Source organism: Kiloniella spongiae (assembly GCF_001026905.1).
Lineage (GTDB): Bacteria > Pseudomonadota > Alphaproteobacteria > Kiloniellales > Kiloniellaceae > Kiloniella > Kiloniella spongiae.
Window position 1 is genome coordinate 61,390 of record NZ_LAQL01000009.1, and the last position, 16,355, is coordinate 77,744.

Here is a 16,355-nt window from a genome sequence, read left to right on the forward strand (position 1 = left end):
AGCGCATAAAACCTTTATGCGCTGCTTTCAGCTTTAGCCACTTTCGGTATCTTAATCTGGCTTGATCGCGAAGCGACCACTGCCTGTGAAAAGAAGTGCCAGAGCCGAAATCAAGAAGAAGCCCTGAAGTTCCAGTTGCCATCCCCCTCGGCTATCCAAAAGCATGAGCTGATGACTGTGAACTAACACCAATGCAAAAACCATATTGATCGCGACGAGCAAAGAACCAAGCCGTGAGTAAAATCCCGCGACAATCATAAGCGGTGCGATGACCTCACCAACAAATACACCATAGGCCATAAATTCAGGCAGCCCGAGAGAAGCTAATTTCCCCCCAATGAACTGAATAGAGCCCGGATTACCCAGCTTGTGAATACCGTGCAAGATCATCATCCCACCAAGACCAAGGCGCAGAAGAAATAATCCCAGCGACGTGTTATGAAAAATGCCCATCTATCTATCCCCCTAGCGTTTTCACGCTGTCAGATCACTTTTTATTTAAGGCAGAAAAAAGTGATTTACTTAGCAATTATATCATATCGCCTTCTCTTTTGACTTGCTCCCATCAAAATGCAAAAGCTTTCGAATATGATGGCACAACAAAAAAAGAAGATCCATCTTTTCAATAACTTCCAGAAATCACACGCTCGTCAAATACAAGACAGGCCCGACCATTTCCATGATCGAGCCTGCTCATCTATTACTGATAAAGCTTATCTGTCCTTAATCACGAACAACCAGAACAGAGCACTTAGCGTGACGGACAACCCGCGCCGCGTTTGGCCCAAGAAGATAATCTTCCATCCGTGGACGATGTGCACCCATGATAATTACATCCGTACTTATCTTCTCAGAAATACGCAGAATTTCTTCATAAGCATTTCCGTGTCCAATAATGTGCTGAACCTTGATATCATCGGGAATATTATCTTCGACAAACTTGTGCAACGCCTTGTTTGCCCCTTCCATCATCTGCTCTTCATGATCCTTCGGAAAAAAAGAGCTCACAATGCTGCTACCAAAGTTGGGAACAACCGTCATGATATGAAGTGTTGACCCAAAAGCCTTGGCATATTCAACGCTAGTCGGCAGAGCCTTACCCCAGCTATCTTTCTGATCAAGGTCGACTGCCAATAGGATATGTTCAAACATTATTTTTCTCCACTAAGCAGTTGCAGTTTGTGCAAGACGATCACGACGGCGACGTTGAAGCATCACAATCAAACCCAGTAACAATAAGGCTGGAATAAAGAACAGCTGTTTTGCAGGACGATCAACAGGCGCACCAACTGACGTGATCACCTGATCGAAATCAAAGCCTGCTTTTTCAGCCTGACTATCAAAGGTTGTGCCATCTACGATATAGTTGCCATCCTGTTCAAGAATCTCAAGCCCATACCCTTCTAGGCGTTCTTGACCTGTTTCCTCATCACCAACAGTTAAAACCATTGTCAAGGTTACCGGTTCTCCAACATCATCAACACCATCAACAATAATACGCATCTTATCGCCAACAGCAGCTTCATCCAAGGCCTGTACTAGCCCTGCACCACCACGTTCTTCGTAAGGTGGATAAACATAATCCATCCAGAAACCAGGACGGAAAAGTGTGAAGGCAATCAGGATAAGAACCGCAGATTCCCAAAGTTTAGATTTCGCTAAGAAAAAACCTTGCGAGCCAGCAGTGAAAATTAACATTGCTGCCGTCGCCACAATGAAAATAAAAACTCCCTCCAAAGGAGAAACATCAATCAACAGAAGATCGGTATTAAAGATGAAAAGGAACGGTAATAGCGCCGTACGAAGAGAATAGAAAAATGCAACAAACCCTGTACGAATGGGATCACCGCCAGAAATTGCAGCTGCCGCAAACGAGGCCAGCCCTACCGGAGGCGTCACATCTGCCATAATCCCGAAGTAAAACACAAACATATGAACAGCAATAAGCGGAACAATGAGTCCGTTTTGCTGCCCCAAAGCGACGATTACCGGGGCCAAGAGAGAAGACACCACAATATAGTTAGCCGTAGTCGGCAAACCCATGCCCAAAATTAAACTAAGAATTGCAGTCCAAAACAATATCAACATGATATGGCCGAGCGACAAAAATTCTACTAACGCAGCCAATTTACCGCCGACACCTGTTTGATCAACAGCACCAACGATAATGCCCGCAGCAGCAGTAGCGATGCCAATACCAATCATGTTCCGGCCACCAGCAATCATGCCTTCAACCAGTTCGTTCAAACCACGTTTAATGGTTCCCGTTTTTGCTTCTTTTCTGAAGAATGCGAAAAGATAACGCTGAGTGAACAAGATGAAAAGCATCAAGACAGTAGCATAATAAGCCGACAATGATGGAGAAGCCCGCTCCACCATCAAGAACCAGATCAAAACAACGACAGGTAAAAGGAAATGCAAACCAGATTTCACAGTCGGTCCGACTTCTGGTAACTTTGAAACTGGCTGGTTGGGGTCATCGACCTCTAGATCGGGATAAGACGAGCTATAGCGAGCAAGGAAGACATATACCACGAGAATTCCTGCCGCGATTATCCACCAGGAAAGCTCTTTTCCAGCAACATCTTGAACAACGTCAACTAGATAGAACAAACCAAAGGAACCAATAACCATGTTCCCAAGAATAATTGCTCCTGTTGAGATCGTTTTGGCATAAACAGCATCACTTGAACTGCCCTTAAGGACTTTTACGATCACAAACTGTGCGATCACAATTGCCAAGACAGCGCCAAGACGTGCCGTTGTGGTCTCTAGCACCTGATAGGCATCTGAAACGTAAGCAAGCCCCCCAGCCATTACCACGATGGCTGAAAGTGTAATTGCCCATGAAAGCAGAACGTCTTTAGTAGATTTTCTATCACCAGATCGCGCCAAGCCCTGCATGTTCAATTTCTGAGCTTCGAGATGTACAATGTACACAAGGGCAATATAAGAAATTATTGCAGGTAAAAAGGCATGCTTAACAACATCAAAATATGGAATGTTCACATATTCCACCATCAAGAAAGCAGCAGCGCCCATAACAGGAGGCATAATCTGTCCATTTACAGAAGATGCAACTTCGACCGCCCCTGATTTTTCCGCATTAAAACCAACGCGCTTCATCATAGGAATGGTGAACGTACCCGTGGTCACAACATTCGCAATGGAAGATCCAGAAATAAGGCCTGTCATACCAGAAGCAACAACCGCAGCTTTTGCAGGTCCGCCACTGAAGTGCCCCATTAAAGAAAAGGCTACCTTGATGAAATAATTACCCGCACCAGCACGATCAAGCAAAGCCCCGAACAGCACGAAAAGGAAAACGAGATCCGTCGAGACACCCAAAGCAATACCAAAAACACCGTCGGTTGAAGTCCACTGTTTATCAACAATACCGCCAAAAGAAGATCCCTTCCAGGCGATCAAATCAGGCGCGAATGGCCCCAAAAATGTATAGCCGAGAAAAACCATTGCGACGACCATAAGAGGAGGCCCCAACGCTCGCCGTGTTGCTTCTAATAAAAGAATCATCCCGATCACAGATACAACAATATCTATCTCGTTAGGATTGCCTGCACGATTGGATAGTTGATTTCCAAATAGTAAGTCACCTAAGGCACTGTCCGCGATATAGGGATAGAGCGCACAAATAGCGCCAACGATTGCTAACCCCCAATCCAGAAGAGGAATACTGCGGCGTGGAGATTTTGCAAAAGCCGGGTAAGCTAAAAATGCCAAAAAAACTGCAAAACCAAGATGGATTGTTCGCGCTTCCTTACTCGGGAAGACACCCCAGCCAATATTATAAGATATAGGAGAGGCAATCCAAACCTGGAAAATAGACCAAACCAACGCTGTAACGGCCATTAATATAACAATATGACGACTTGACGGAACTCTTCCGCCTGTATCAGTAGAAGCGACGAGATCTTGTAATTCTTCGTCACTCATTTGTACATTTTCAGTATTTTCTGATGCCATTCCCCGTATCCCTGTTTTCTGCGCCAGAGGGCTGAATACACATTACCTAAGATGATTTATTTAAGTATTTTTCACTTAATGGTACTATCGGAATTAATTTAGTAGCTTTGTATTTTTAAAGGCATGTGTTTTAAAATTAGAAAAAGGGCAGGAAAGCGAATGCTTTCCCGCCCTAAATTTCATTCGACTGATTACATCCAGCCGCGCTCTTTATAATAGCGAATTGCGCCATCATGAAGAGGCGCAGACAGATTGTTCACAATCATGTCTTCTTCTTTGAGGTTAGCGAATGCAGGGTGCATTTTCTTGAAGCGTTTGAAGTTATCAAACACTGCTTTAACCATCTGATAAATGGTTTCTTCATCCGCAGCAGTAGAACTGATAAACGTTGCGCCAACACCGAATGTTGTTACGTCACGGTCAGTACCATTGTAAGTACCGCCTTTGATAGACGCCATTGCATAATAGTCGTTATCAGCTGCAAGTTTTTTCGCTTCTGCGTTATCAACATCAATCAAAACTGAATCGCAAGAAGTTGTCGCTTCTTTGATTGTTCCGCTTGGGTGACCAACAGTGAATACAATCGCATCAACTTTGCCATCACAAAGGGCAGCAGCCTGCTCGGAAGATTTCAATTCGGAAGCGAGAGAAAAATCGCTCATTTCCCAACCCATCTTGGCCATGAGAACTTCCATCGTACCGCGGGCGCCAGATCCTGGGTCTCCAACGTTTACTTTTTTACCTTTTAGATCATCAAAAGTTTTGATGCCTGAATCTGAGCGAGCAACCACTGTAAATGGCTCTGGATGAACAGAGAAAACAGCACGCATTTCTGGGTAAGCTCCATCAGGAAACTTTTCAGGAGCAGTGCCATTATAGCCATGATACTGCCAATCAGATTGAGCAACACCCATGTCAATATCGCCAGCGCGTAAGCTATTGATGTTAGTAACAGAGCCACCAGTTTTATGAGTACAGTTGATTTCGTGATCTTTGGTACCTTTGTTTACCAAACGGCAAATTGCACCGCCAACTTGGTAATATACGCCTGTCTGACCACCTGTACCGATCACAACGTGATTTGTGTCAGCATAAGCAGAAGATGCCATCAATGCCACACCAGCAACCGCTGTCATTGCCATTCTTTTTACAAACATGCCTACTCCTTGGTTTCATGCTTTTTAAATAACTCTATGTATTTTGCGAAATATCAACTTTTTCAGCTGTTTTATCCCACAGTCATATTCATGTGCCGAACCACAAACGAATACGATTAACCATCAAATTCATGATGATTAAATTTCTTAGCCATTGAATCTTCATTACAAAGCTCAACGACAATCACGATGCAAAAGCACCACAGAATTCTTTTGTCCTGACAGGTAGATTATTTGTTATTGGCAGCAACCTCTGAACAAAGCCTGCTCAGAACACTACGAAAAGTATCTTGGATCCGTTGTTACCTTTTCGAATCTACTTTCGTTTCATGTGCTTAGCTTACGTCAAAGCAAGCACTAAAGAAATAGCCAATTCATGTTTTTCCCTGTCTGATGAACTACTTTGCGAGTTCTTATCGCTTACATGGTTGCGTATGTAATATTTACAGTCAACAGATAACATTTGTTCTTTTTTTGAACTTCGTGCTCGCAAGCGCCAAAAAACCCAGCCCCACACTCACCTTTGAGAATGAAGCATCTCAAGACTTCCAGAAGACATTTGTCTCTTTACGATACTCATTAAAGTTCTGGATTCTTTGCTTTGTATCCGGTGCACCTTTTTCAACCAGAGTTGTCATAAGCCATTCTGCCAACGCAAAAAAACCGACAAAACTATCAAACCCGACAAAGTCTTTATAGTTCCGGGGCGTCGTAATCGGCGAGATCAAGGTCACATCGGGTTTAAGCGGCAAGGAATTAGCTGTACTATCAGACATCAAGATCAACTTCGCACCCCGAGATTTAGCGATTTTACAAGCCTCGATCGTTTCTCTGGAAAAGGGTGAAATCGAAACTGCCAGCACCACATCCTCTGCCTCAACGGTCAAAATTTCATCCACAGGCGAATTTGCATGTCCCGGCGTTACAATTAAATTGGGCAAAGCCATGCGACCAACGTAATAGAGGTAGTGTATCAGGGTATAAGGTGCGCGTGTCCCCATTAGATAGACACTTTGTGCGCTCAGGATCATTTCTGCAGCTTGTTCAATATCCTCGGCTTCATTATGCCGCAAAGCTTCAGTAACATTACCAATAACACTGGTAACAGTATCCGCCCGTACGCGCTCAATCCCCCCACGATCATAAAGCTCATTCACCCACTGGGTTGTATTGGAATTTGATGCGCTGGCTGTTAGCGCAGCTCGAAAAGGCTCTCTTAACTGATTATAACTCTCAAAACCAAGCTTTTGTGCCAATCTAACCAAGGTGTTGGTGCTCACACTAGTTGCCTCGGCACAATCCCGAATTGATTTCATGCCAAACTCGGCAGGATTATCAATGATAAACATCGCAATCCGACGTAAGCTGCGAGGATAGGTGTTTAATTCTTTCGTCAAACGTTCAACAATACGTGCTCTATCAACCAGACTCATTTCACCCTCTATCAACACACCCAAAACATAACAAATGTTATTATATTTCATTTATTGACACAAACGGTATTTTAGCGAACTCTATTTGTCACATTATGTATTTGGTAAAGCTTTGGCTTTGCTCTCGAGCTTCCCGGAGAAATGAACATGGGGCATGTATTTCCACGCCACACAAAAGCCAACCTGCCAACAGCTGTCGCAGGCGAAGGCTGTTACGTCATTGATCAAAACGGCAAACGTTACTTTGATGGGTCTGGTGGGGCAGCCGTATCCTGCCTTGGCCATTCTGATCAAGCAGTACAGAACGCGATTAAAAAGCAAACCGACCAATTGGCCTTTGCTCATTCCGGTTTTTTCACGACAGAACCAGCTGAAAAGCTAGCTGACCTTCTTATTGCGAACGCGCCAGAAGGATTGGATCGCGTCTATTATGTTTCCGGCGGTTCTGAAGCTATTGAAGCAGCCTTAAAACTGGCCCGTCAATACCATTTGGAACGCGGGGATAATGATAGATCTCATGTCATCGCCCGCTGGCAGAGTTATCATGGTAATACTATTGGCGCGCTTTCAGCTGGTGGAAACAAATGGCGACGCGAACCCTTTATGCCAATGCTTGTCCCGATGTCACACATTGATCCCTGTTACCCCTACCGCGATCAACAGGAAGGGGAAAGCGACGAAGCTTATGGGTTACGTGCCGCAAATCGATTAGAGGCAGAGATACTTAAAGTGGGACCAGAAAAAGTTTCTGCCTTTATCTGTGAGCCAGTTGTCGGGGCAACAATGGGCGCGGTTGCCGCAGCCCCCGGATACTTAAAACGCATTCGCGAAATTTGTGACCAATACGGCGTCTTGCTCATTCTCGATGAAGTTATGTGTGGCATGGGACGTACAGGCACGCTATTCGCATGCGAACACGACGGTATCACTCCGGACATCCTTTGTATCGCAAAGGGACTTGGCGCAGGCTATCAACCCATCGGCGCCATGTTGTGCACAGGGAATGTCTATAGCGCTATCGAGGACGGATCCGGTTTTTTCCAGCACGGCCATACCTATCAAGGACATCCAACCGCCTGTGCTGCAGGGCATGCTGTCATATCAACAATGTTAGAACGTAACCTTCTCGACAACGTCAATAAGCGCTCACAACAACTCATGCAGGCCCTAACCGATGCATTCGGACAACATCCCTTTATTGGTGACATCAGAGGACGCGGTCTTTTCATTGCGCTAGAGCTTGTAAAAAACAGAGAAACAAAAACACCTTTCGATCCCAACCTTGCCGTTCACGCAAAAATCAAAAAGGCAGCCTTTGAAAACGGCTTGATCTGTTACCCCATGCCCGGAACCATCGACGGCAAGAACGGTGATCATGTTCTTCTGGCGCCGCCTTTTATTATCGAAGACAACCATATAGAAGAAATTGTTGAAAAGCTGTCCGTTAGCTTTTTGTCTGTCTTTAATACATTGGAAAGCTAACCCCATGTCACCAACTATTCTCATGGCAGCCCCAAACGGTGCCAAAAAAACTAGATCAGATCATCCGAACATGCCTGTGACAGTTCCCCAAATTATAGAAGAAGCTATTGCCTGCCAAAAAGCGGGCGCAGCGATGGCCCATCTTCATGTCAGAGATAAGGATCAACAGCATGTTCTTGATGCTAGCCTCTACACAGAAGTTCTCGCCGGTATCAAAGAGACCATCGGCAGTGATCTCTTGGTTCAGATAACAACCGAGGCCGTTGGGCATTTTAGCCAACAAGAACAAGTTTCTTGTGTCAAGGGCGTGCAACCAGAGGCCGTCAGCGTTGCTTTGAGAGAAATGATGCCCGATGGCGGAGAAGCGTATGGATCTGAATTTTACCACTGGGCGCAAGAAGCCTCTGTTCACGTCCAACACATTCTATACGATGCGGAAGATTTCAAACGCTTCCTGCACTTTGTCCAAAAGGGATTGATACCGGAAAATCAACCATCGCTTCTTTTTGTTCTGGGCCGCTATGCATCTGACAATCTCGGCAAGATTGAAGAACTCGAACCTTTTCTGAAAATTAAACAAGATCCGGAAACAATTGATTTGGGACCTTGGTTTATCTGCGCCTTTGGTCACAACGAAGCCCGGTGTGCATCCAAAGCCATTAAACAAGGCGGACACGCCCGCATTGGCTTCGAAAACAATTCTCTCCTCAGGTCTGGAAAAGAAGCGGCTTCCACAGCAGAATTAATCACACAAGCCCGGGAAGAAGTCTGCGCTATGGGTAAAACAATCGCCACGGCACAAGATGCCCGAGAACTACTCGGCATTAGTTAAATAGAATACACCAACTATCCAGAACAAAATATGCCCGGATAGTTGGTGTGTATCTTCAAAATTTAGAGAATTTTTTCTGCAACATTAGCAATCGCATCTCTGGCTGCTTCAATAATAATATCAGCCTCGTCTTTAGTCATGCAAAGCGGCGGGGCAAAACCGAGAATATCACCTTGAGGCATCGCCCGACCAATTACCTTGCTGCGTTCCAGTAAAGCAGTCGCAATTTGTGGCCCAACCTTATCTGCCGGATCAAAGAAGGTACGATCATCTCGATCTTTGACAAATTCAATAGCCGAGAGAATACCTTCCCCCCTGACGTCGCCAACAATAGAGATATCAGACAGAGCACTCTTTAAACCTTCGTTGAAGTAAGCGCCCATTTCGCGTGCGTTACTCACCAGATTCATTTCATCAATCAGCTTTAAGTTTGCCACACCCGCTGCAGCTCCAATCGGGTGTGCTGAATAGGTCCAACCATGACCAATCGGTCCCAGTTTATCTGTACCTTCTTCGAGAATCTTCCAGACCTTTTTAGATACAATTGAGCCAGACAAAGGCGCATAGGCTGAGGTCAACCCCTTGGCAATTGTAATAATATCCGGCTCTATATCATAATGATCTGATCCAAACATTGACCCCAGACGGCCAAAGCCAGTTACAACCTCATCTGCAATCAACAGAATATCGTGTTTCTTCAAGACGGCCTGAATAGCCTTCCAATACCCCGTAGGCGGCGGCACAATGCCACCCGTCCCAAGAACAGGCTCACCGATAAAGGCCGCTATTGTATCAGCCCCTTCTCGGGCAATTAGCTCATCAAGACTATCAACACATTGCTGCACAAACTCAGCTTCTGTCTGATCTACATTTTCGCGACGAAAATAATAAGGCGCATCCGTGTGAACGACTTGCGACAAAGGCAGATCAAATTTGTTATGAAATAACTCAAGCCCGGTTAGAGACCCCGTCATCAGGCCTGAGCCATGATACCCACGCCACCTTGAAATGATTTTCTTTTTCTTCGGACGGTCCAACACGTTGTTATAGTACCAAACCAACTTGATATTTGTTTCGTTTGCATCAGATCCTGACAGACCAAAATATACTTTCGACATATTGGTCGGTGCCCGATCCAAAATCATCTTTGCCAGCGTAATTGACGCTTCAGTCCCATGCCCGACGTAGGAATGGTAATAGGCAAGCTCTTTGGCCTGTGCCGCAATTGCATCCGCAACTTCCTGTCGCCCATATCCAATGTTCACGCAGTAAAGTCCGGCAAAAGCATCCAGAGTTTTATTGCCATCACGGTCTTCAATATAAAGGCCTTCCCCACCAGAAATCACTCGATTTTGGAGATCCCCACGGGCGAATTGAGCCAAATGTGTTGAAGGATGAAAAAAATTATCCCGATCCCATTCGGCCAATTGATCATTTCTAAGCATATTACTTTCCTTAAATTTTCTAACCTCAAGCATTCAGGTCTTGAGCATTTAGCTTTTAATTACAGCTGCACATTTTTGTCGCCGTTAAGCGTAGTTACGACAGACGTATTTGATCTCTGTAAAGGCTTCCAAGCCTTGACGCGCGCCTTCGCGCCCCAAACCTGATTGTTTCATTCCACCAAAAGGAATGGGAGCCCCTGTTACCTTTGTTCGGTTAATGGCAACCATGCCGTATTGCAGGTCTCGGCTTGCTCGATAAATTTTCTTCGGGTCCTGACTATGAACATAGGCAACCAATCCGTAATCACTTTCATTGGCCCGTGCGATAATATCTTCATCAGCCTCAAAAGCAGTCAAACAGGCAACAGGTCCAAAAGTCTCTTCACGATTGATAAGCGCATCGACGGGAACATCCCCCAACACAGTTGGTTGATAAAATAGAGTACCTAGAGCATCTCTTTTTCCACCACATAAAAGCTTTGCACCCTTTGCCAATGCGTCCGAAACATGCGCTTCTTGTTTTAAGACAGCATTTTCGTTCATGAGTGGCCCAATATCCGGGTCATCCAGCCCTCGACCAAGGCTCAACCCCCGCACCTTCTCAACAAATTTTCGGGAAAATTCTTGATAGATACTCTGTTCAATGAAAATTCTGTTCGCAGCCAGACAGTCTTGTCCCGACGTCGCAAACTTAGCCGCTATGGCCGATGAAACCGCATGATCGAGATCTGCATCCCCGTAAACAACAAACGGAGCATGCCCACCGAGTTCCAATACTAGTTGCTTGATAGAAGGTGCCGACTGCTGATAAATCAAACGCCCAACTTCTGTGGACCCGGTAAAGGAAACTACCTGTACCCGCTCATCAGATGTCCATTGCGGGACAACTTCCCCAGGCTCCCCTGTCACCACATTAAAAACGCCAGCCGGAATACCTGCGCGCTCTGCAAGCTCAGCCAAGGCTGTCGCGGAAAAGGGTGTTTCTTTTGATGGATGAATAACGCAGGAGCAACCTGCCGCCAACGCAGCTGCAGCCTTACGTGTAATCATAGCACAAGGGAAATTCCACGGTGTGATCAGTGCAGCAACACCGGCAGGTTCCCGCCAGACTTCAACTTCACCCCCAACCATATGAGACGTTACATTCTCAATATTCGGACGCTTAGCTTCCTCGGCATAAAACTCTATAAAATCAGCCGCGTAGTCAATTTCCCCGCGAGCCTCAGAAATTGGCTTGCCCTGTTCAGCTGTCATGATCAGCGCAAGATCTTCCCGGTTTTCATGCAGCAACTCAAACCAACTCCGTAAAATAACTGATCGATCCTGTGGCAACAGAGCGGCCCACTTTCCAAAAGCTTTCTGCGCAGCATCAACTGCACCGTTACTCTCGCTTCCATTCATTCTCGGTACAGTACCAATCACCTCCTGATTAGCCGGATCGCGCACAAGAATGCTCTCGCCCGATAAGGTATCAGACCATTGACCATCAATATAACTGAACTGTTTGAATAACCGCGGATCATTTAAGGAGGTGAGAGACAGCGACTTCTTCTTGCCGCCTATCGCGTCTGTATCTTTCTGCGCTTGCTTGCTCATCAGGAGATCACCCATTTGGCTGTGTTAATATCACAGCCTCATCATGTCGGATCTCAAGGAAAAAGTGCGTCTAAAGAAAAGGTAAAAAGAAGAAGAGCTTTCGCCTATAACGCCAAAATTAGATGTTTCGTCTACGCGCTCGACGATTGTTCCTGAACCAGCAAATCAATCGGCAGGGCATTTGTCTGCTTTACAGGCTTTGTCACCACATAGGTAAAGTAGCGTTTCAAGCCAACTTTGGCCGCGAGCAAATGATCGACAAAACGCTGGTATCCATCAACGTCCCTGACCACGATTTTGAGAATATAATCAAGGCCACCACCAACAGCCCAGCATTCCTGTATTTCCGGGTAATCTTGCACGGCTTTTTCAAATCGGTCGAAGTCTTCTGTTTGGTGGCTATCAAGCTCTGCTTCCATAAACACAAATGACAACGGCGCAAAAACTTTGACCGACAGTCGTGCTTCGTAAGATTCAATAACGCCAGCCTTTTCCAACCGCTGCAGTCGTCCCCAGCAAGGCGTCGGGGACAAATTAACACGCTCAGCAAGAGCCGCCTTTGTGATACGCCCTTCGGTTTGCAGTATCTTCAGAATTGCAATATCGCGATCATCAAGACGAAGGCCAGCAGCGAACATTCGTATCCCTTACTTTCTCATTCTATAAATTGGCTTCTCTTATTGAGACTGGTATCTCGCCAGATCATGCAAGAAAGAGAGACAGCGCTCAAGCTCTGAAATTTCGATAAACTCATCAGGCTTGTGTGCTTGATCAATTGATCCCGGCCCAAAAACAACGGTGGATAGCCCTACACGCTCAAAATAACCAGCATCTGTTCCAAAGGAAACAACTCCGCGTGTATTACTACCCGTTAATTTCCGGATCAGTGTAACCGCCGGGGAATCATCACTCGCATCCAGGCTTGGCATATTCGCATCAAGAATTGTAACGATATTCGCTTCGGATGATACACGTCGCATTTCTGGCAACAACACATTATCTGAAAAATCGAGGATCTCCTGAAAAATAGCCTGCCCATTATCACCCGGAATTGGTCTTATTTCCCAAACCATCTCACAACTGCCTGCCGTAATATTGCTTGCAGCACCACCGTCAATTCGACCCACATTACATGTCGTATAAGGCGGATCATAAGGAGAGCCAATCTTTGGTTCTGCTGCCAAACATGCGCCAACCTCCAAAATTTTTCCGATAAAACGAGACGCAAATTCGATCGCATTCACCCCTTTGTCCGGTTGAGAAGAATGCACTTCAAACCCGGTAAAGCGCGTTGTGATTTCCATTCCGGCTTTGTGCCCTGTAACAAGCCCCATGTTTGTGGGTTCGCCAACAATCATCACATCAGGTTTGAAGTTTTTAGAAACGATATCGTCCGCGAGAACAGGTGCGCCAAAGCCACCTATCTCTTCATCATAACAGAAAGAAACATGAATAGGGCGTTGAAGCTCTGCGCGCTGAAACTCCGGAACCATCGCGAGCGCACAGGCAAGAAAACCTTTCATATCAACAGTACCGCGTCCATACAGTCGATTATTTCGCTCTGTAAGTACAAAGGGATCTGTTGTCCATGCCTGCCCTTTCACCGGCACAACGTCAGTATGGCCGTTCAGAGCAACGCCCCCTTCAACAGCCGGGCCGATTGTGGCATAGAGATTGGCTTTCTTTTTTGTCTCGTCATAAGACAGGGATGATGAGACCCCGTGCCTTTTCAGGTACTCTTCGATATAGGCAATCATATCAAGATTGGATTGTCCTGACAGACTTTGAAAGGAAACCAGTTTTTCCAATATCTCTTTGGTCGAAGCCAGCAAGTTCGTCATGAAATCACAACTAATTCGCGCGGAACAGAAGATAACAACTCCGGCCCATTCGCACCGATTGCAAGGCTTTCCGTTATCTCAAGCCCCCAATCATCCAACCAAAGTCCGGTCATAAAATGGAACGTCATTCCCTCTTTCATAACGGTTTTATCCCCTTTACGAAGGCTCATGGTATGCTCGCCCCAATCAGGGGGATAGGAAAGTCCGATGGAATAGCCTGTACGGCTGTCTTTGATAATCCCATGTTTTTCCAAAACATCGAAAAAAGCAATCGCAATATCTTCGCAGTAGTTACCAGCTTTGGCCTTTTCCAAGCCCGCTTCCATCCCTTCAAGAACGGCCTTTTCGCTATCCAGAAACTTTTGATCCGGCTTTCCTAGAAAGACCGTACGCGACAATGGACAATGATAACGCTTATAAACGCCCGCTATCTCAAAAAAAGTCCCCTCACCCGATTGCATCGGCTTATCATTCCACGTTAGATGAGATGCAGAGGCGTCGGCCCCGGAAGGCAAAAGCGGCACAATGGCCGGATAATCCCCACCGTATTCCGGAATGCCACGCAATCCCGCATCGTAAATTTCCGCAACCAACTCATGTTTCCGTAATCCTGGATGAATTGTTTCCCTGATACGCTGATGCATCACTTCAACAATCTTCCCGGCTTTACGCATATAAGACAGCTCTTGTTCAGATTTCACAGATCGTTGCCAATGAACAAGATTTTTACAGTCCTTAAAATTGGCATTCGGGAGATTCCGCACCAAAGACGCATAGGCCGCTGCCGTGAAATAGTAGTTATCCATTTCAACACCGATAGAATGACTGCTCAGCCCCTTGCTTTCCAATATTTCGCATAGAAAATCCATGGGATGGCGATCATCGGACTGAACATAATGATCCGGGTATTCAATGATATTCTCGTGGGATAGGTAGGTTGTACGCTTTGCCCCATTCGCATCAATTCCCCGACCAAACCAGATCGGTTCGCTCTCAAGCGTGACAATAACGCATTGATGAACATAAAAAGACCAACCGTCATAGCCAGTCAACCAAGCCATGTTCGCAGGATCGGTGATCAGCAAACTATCGAGATCGGCCTGTTGCATTGCCTTGCGGGTTTTAAACAAACGCGCTGCGTATTCTTCGCGGGTAAAGTTCAACTCAACTGTATCTGGGGAAATCACCATCTCAACACCTGTCATAAAAAGAGGATAGCAACGGAAACGAATTCCTCGAAGTTTTCATCAGAAGTTTTCACGAAAAGGTTTCGAGAGAATTTTCAAAAACATTTCTGCGCCATCGTCGCACATAACGCCCGGATATTTCATCTAAAGAGAAGTCCAAAAAGAGAAAAATCTTCGCCAGATCTGCTTGAAACAACCAAATTCTTACCCGCCCCGCTTTAGACAGTCAAAACCACCTTCCCCGTGGTTTCTCTGTTTTGTAGCGCCTGCATAGCATCAGGCAATTGCGCAAGAGAAAAACGCGTATCGACCACTGGATTCAGAAGACCCTTTTCCAGCATGACAAACATCTTATCCATCATATTCTTAATCAGTGCCGCATCATGATCATGATGCCAATAGACGCCTTTGGCTGATGCTCTTTTGAGCATCAAACGGTTAGCCGGAATTTCAGTTATGGTTCCTGAAGCAAATCCCACAATCAGAATAACGCCGTTGCGAGCAAGACATCGCAAGCTTTTTAAACCGATTTCGCCCCCGACAGGATCATAGATAACGTCAGCACCAACCCCATTTGTCGCATCCTTGACCAACTGAACCCAGCTTTCATCACTGTAATTGATACAAATATCCGCACCATGCTCTTTGGCAAGATCCAGCTTCTGTTCATTACTCGCCGTCGCAATAACCCGCGCACCAATAGCCTTGGCAATTTCCACAGCCGCTAGACCAACGCCTCCCGCCGCAGCATGCACCAAGACAGTCTGATCAGGACGTAAGTGAGTGCTGTCGAAAAAAGCAACCATAGAGGTCGTATAGGTAACTGGCAGCGCCGCCGCCAGTTCAAAGGAAATATTATCGGGAATAGCAAAAGCGGTCTCACAGGGAACTAGCGCCTGTTCCGCAAAGCCCCCCCAGGGAATTTTACTGGCAACACGATCACCGGGCTTCCACTGACTTTCCGGGGGTGCCGAAAGGACCGTTCCCGCAATTTCCTGCCCCGGCGTAAAAGGCCTTACAGGGCGGGCCTGATACTTATCTTCCGACATCAAAAGGTCTGAAAAATTGAGCGCAGCAGCTTTAACATCAACAACAAGGTGCTGACCGTCCCGAGATCCTAAATCCAGATCAACAAATTCAAGCCCATCCACACCAAGTTCTTTTGATGAACGCCAGCTATGCATTTTCAACATTCTCCAATGACAACATTTGGCTCCAATGACAACATTTGGCTCCAATAACAACATTTCGAACGAGAGATTGGCACAAAAAAAACAAACCGGATAGAGCGTAGATTATAAAGACAAAATAATACTCTTTTGCGCTCTTCTATGAATTAAATGGCGTAGAGGTTATCCAGTTCGCAATACACGCTCAATTTATTAACTTTCAATTATA

Annotated in this window: 13 protein-coding genes; 2 read left to right on the forward strand and 11 right to left on the reverse strand. The window is 45.8% G+C overall.

Features of this window, described 5'->3' with window-relative positions; translation table 11 throughout:
* Window positions 1-51: 51 nt before the first annotated feature.
* From WH96_RS14540 to WH96_RS14560, 5 genes are all read right to left on the reverse strand, one after another.
* Entirely contained in the window at window positions 52-453 is a 402-nt protein-coding gene (locus WH96_RS14540; RefSeq protein ID WP_047764923.1) for a DoxX family protein, read from the reverse strand.
* 270 nt (window positions 454-723) lie between these two features.
* Window positions 724-1,152: a universal stress protein gene (locus WH96_RS14545; RefSeq protein WP_047764924.1), complete on the reverse strand. Its 429-nt coding sequence runs from the start codon at window positions 1,150-1,152 to the stop codon at window positions 724-726.
* Window positions 1,153-1,164: 12 nt separating this feature from the next.
* Window positions 1,165-3,984, reverse strand: coding sequence for a TRAP transporter permease (locus tag WH96_RS14550; protein ID WP_047764925.1), 2,820 nt, complete (start codon window positions 3,982-3,984; stop codon window positions 1,165-1,167).
* Between the two features lie 191 nt (window positions 3,985-4,175).
* Window positions 4,176-5,141, reverse strand: a complete 966-nt coding sequence (locus tag WH96_RS14555) for a TAXI family TRAP transporter solute-binding subunit (RefSeq protein WP_047764926.1) — start codon at window positions 5,139-5,141, stop codon at window positions 4,176-4,178.
* A gap of 539 nt (window positions 5,142-5,680) precedes the next feature.
* Window positions 5,681-6,574, reverse strand: coding sequence for a MurR/RpiR family transcriptional regulator (locus WH96_RS14560; RefSeq protein ID WP_053005958.1), 894 nt, complete (start codon window positions 6,572-6,574; stop codon window positions 5,681-5,683).
* 147 nt (window positions 6,575-6,721) lie between these two features.
* Here WH96_RS14560 and WH96_RS14565 point away from each other — a divergent pair, with 147 nt between their 5' ends.
* Together WH96_RS14565 and WH96_RS14570 are read left to right on the forward strand one after the other, a co-directional pair.
* Window positions 6,722-8,056, forward strand: a complete 1,335-nt coding sequence (locus tag WH96_RS14565; protein WP_047764927.1) for an aspartate aminotransferase family protein — start codon at window positions 6,722-6,724, stop codon at window positions 8,054-8,056.
* Window positions 8,057-8,060: 4 nt separating this feature from the next.
* Window positions 8,061-8,888: a BKACE family enzyme gene (locus tag WH96_RS14570; protein ID WP_047764928.1), complete on the forward strand. Its 828-nt coding sequence runs from the start codon at window positions 8,061-8,063 to the stop codon at window positions 8,886-8,888.
* A gap of 62 nt (window positions 8,889-8,950) precedes the next feature.
* Here the strand turns inward: WH96_RS14570 and WH96_RS14575 are convergent, their stop codons facing one another.
* From WH96_RS14575 to WH96_RS14600, 6 genes are all read right to left on the reverse strand, one after another.
* Complete coding sequence (locus WH96_RS14575) at window positions 8,951-10,333, reverse strand: aspartate aminotransferase family protein (protein WP_047764929.1); 1,383 nt, start codon at window positions 10,331-10,333, stop codon at window positions 8,951-8,953.
* A gap of 84 nt (window positions 10,334-10,417) precedes the next feature.
* Window positions 10,418-11,929: an NAD-dependent succinate-semialdehyde dehydrogenase gene (locus tag WH96_RS14580; RefSeq protein WP_047765045.1), complete on the reverse strand. Its 1,512-nt coding sequence runs from the start codon at window positions 11,927-11,929 to the stop codon at window positions 10,418-10,420.
* 131 nt (window positions 11,930-12,060) lie between these two features.
* Window positions 12,061-12,567 carry an Lrp/AsnC family transcriptional regulator gene (locus WH96_RS14585; protein WP_047764930.1) on the reverse strand — a complete coding sequence of 169 codons (507 nt, stop codon included), beginning with the start codon at window positions 12,565-12,567 and terminating at the stop codon, window positions 12,061-12,063.
* 39 nt (window positions 12,568-12,606) lie between these two features.
* A complete protein-coding gene (gene argE / locus WH96_RS14590; RefSeq protein WP_047764931.1) occupies window positions 12,607-13,770 on the reverse strand; it encodes an acetylornithine deacetylase in 1,164 nt (387 codons plus the stop codon).
* Complete coding sequence (gene doeA / locus WH96_RS14595) at window positions 13,767-14,960, reverse strand: ectoine hydrolase DoeA (RefSeq protein WP_047765046.1); 1,194 nt, start codon at window positions 14,958-14,960, stop codon at window positions 13,767-13,769. The genes argE and doeA overlap by 4 nt, the downstream gene beginning before the upstream one ends.
* Before the next feature lie 215 nt (window positions 14,961-15,175).
* Window positions 15,176-16,141: an NADPH:quinone oxidoreductase family protein gene (locus WH96_RS14600; protein ID WP_053005960.1), complete on the reverse strand. Its 966-nt coding sequence runs from the start codon at window positions 16,139-16,141 to the stop codon at window positions 15,176-15,178.
* Window positions 16,142-16,355: the final 214 nt, after the last annotated feature.

What these genes read in the sequence shown, in the direction of transcription:
- WH96_RS14540 (WP_047764923.1), bottom strand. Translation starts at nt 453, where the DNA reads ATGGGCATTTTTCATAACACGTCGCTGGGATTATTTCTTCTGCGCCTT.
- WH96_RS14575 (WP_047764929.1), bottom strand. Translation starts at nt 10,333, where the DNA reads ATGCTTAGAAATGATCAATTGGCCGAATGGGATCGGGATAATTTTTTT.
- WH96_RS14600 (WP_053005960.1), bottom strand. Translation starts at nt 16,141, where the DNA reads ATGCATAGCTGGCGTTCATCAAAAGAACTTGGTGTGGATGGGCTTGAA.
- WH96_RS14560 (WP_053005958.1), bottom strand. Translation starts at nt 6,574, where the DNA reads ATGAGTCTGGTTGATAGAGCACGTATTGTTGAACGTTTGACGAAAGAA.
- WH96_RS14585 (WP_047764930.1), bottom strand. Translation starts at nt 12,567, where the DNA reads ATGTTCGCTGCTGGCCTTCGTCTTGATGATCGCGATATTGCAATTCTG.
- WH96_RS14555 (WP_047764926.1), bottom strand. Translation starts at nt 5,141, where the DNA reads ATGTTTGTAAAAAGAATGGCAATGACAGCGGTTGCTGGTGTGGCATTG.
- WH96_RS14580 (WP_047765045.1), bottom strand. Translation starts at nt 11,929, where the DNA reads ATGAGCAAGCAAGCGCAGAAAGATACAGACGCGATAGGCGGCAAGAAG.
- WH96_RS14565 (WP_047764927.1), top strand. Translation starts at nt 6,722, where the DNA reads ATGGGGCATGTATTTCCACGCCACACAAAAGCCAACCTGCCAACAGCT.
- WH96_RS14545 (WP_047764924.1), bottom strand. Translation starts at nt 1,152, where the DNA reads ATGTTTGAACATATCCTATTGGCAGTCGACCTTGATCAGAAAGATAGC.
- WH96_RS14550 (WP_047764925.1), bottom strand. Translation starts at nt 3,984, where the DNA reads ATGGCATCAGAAAATACTGAAAATGTACAAATGAGTGACGAAGAATTA.
- doeA (WP_047765046.1), bottom strand. Translation starts at nt 14,960, where the DNA reads ATGGTGATTTCCCCAGATACAGTTGAGTTGAACTTTACCCGCGAAGAA.
- WH96_RS14570 (WP_047764928.1), top strand. Translation starts at nt 8,061, where the DNA reads ATGTCACCAACTATTCTCATGGCAGCCCCAAACGGTGCCAAAAAAACT.
- argE (WP_047764931.1), bottom strand. Translation starts at nt 13,770, where the DNA reads ATGACGAACTTGCTGGCTTCGACCAAAGAGATATTGGAAAAACTGGTT.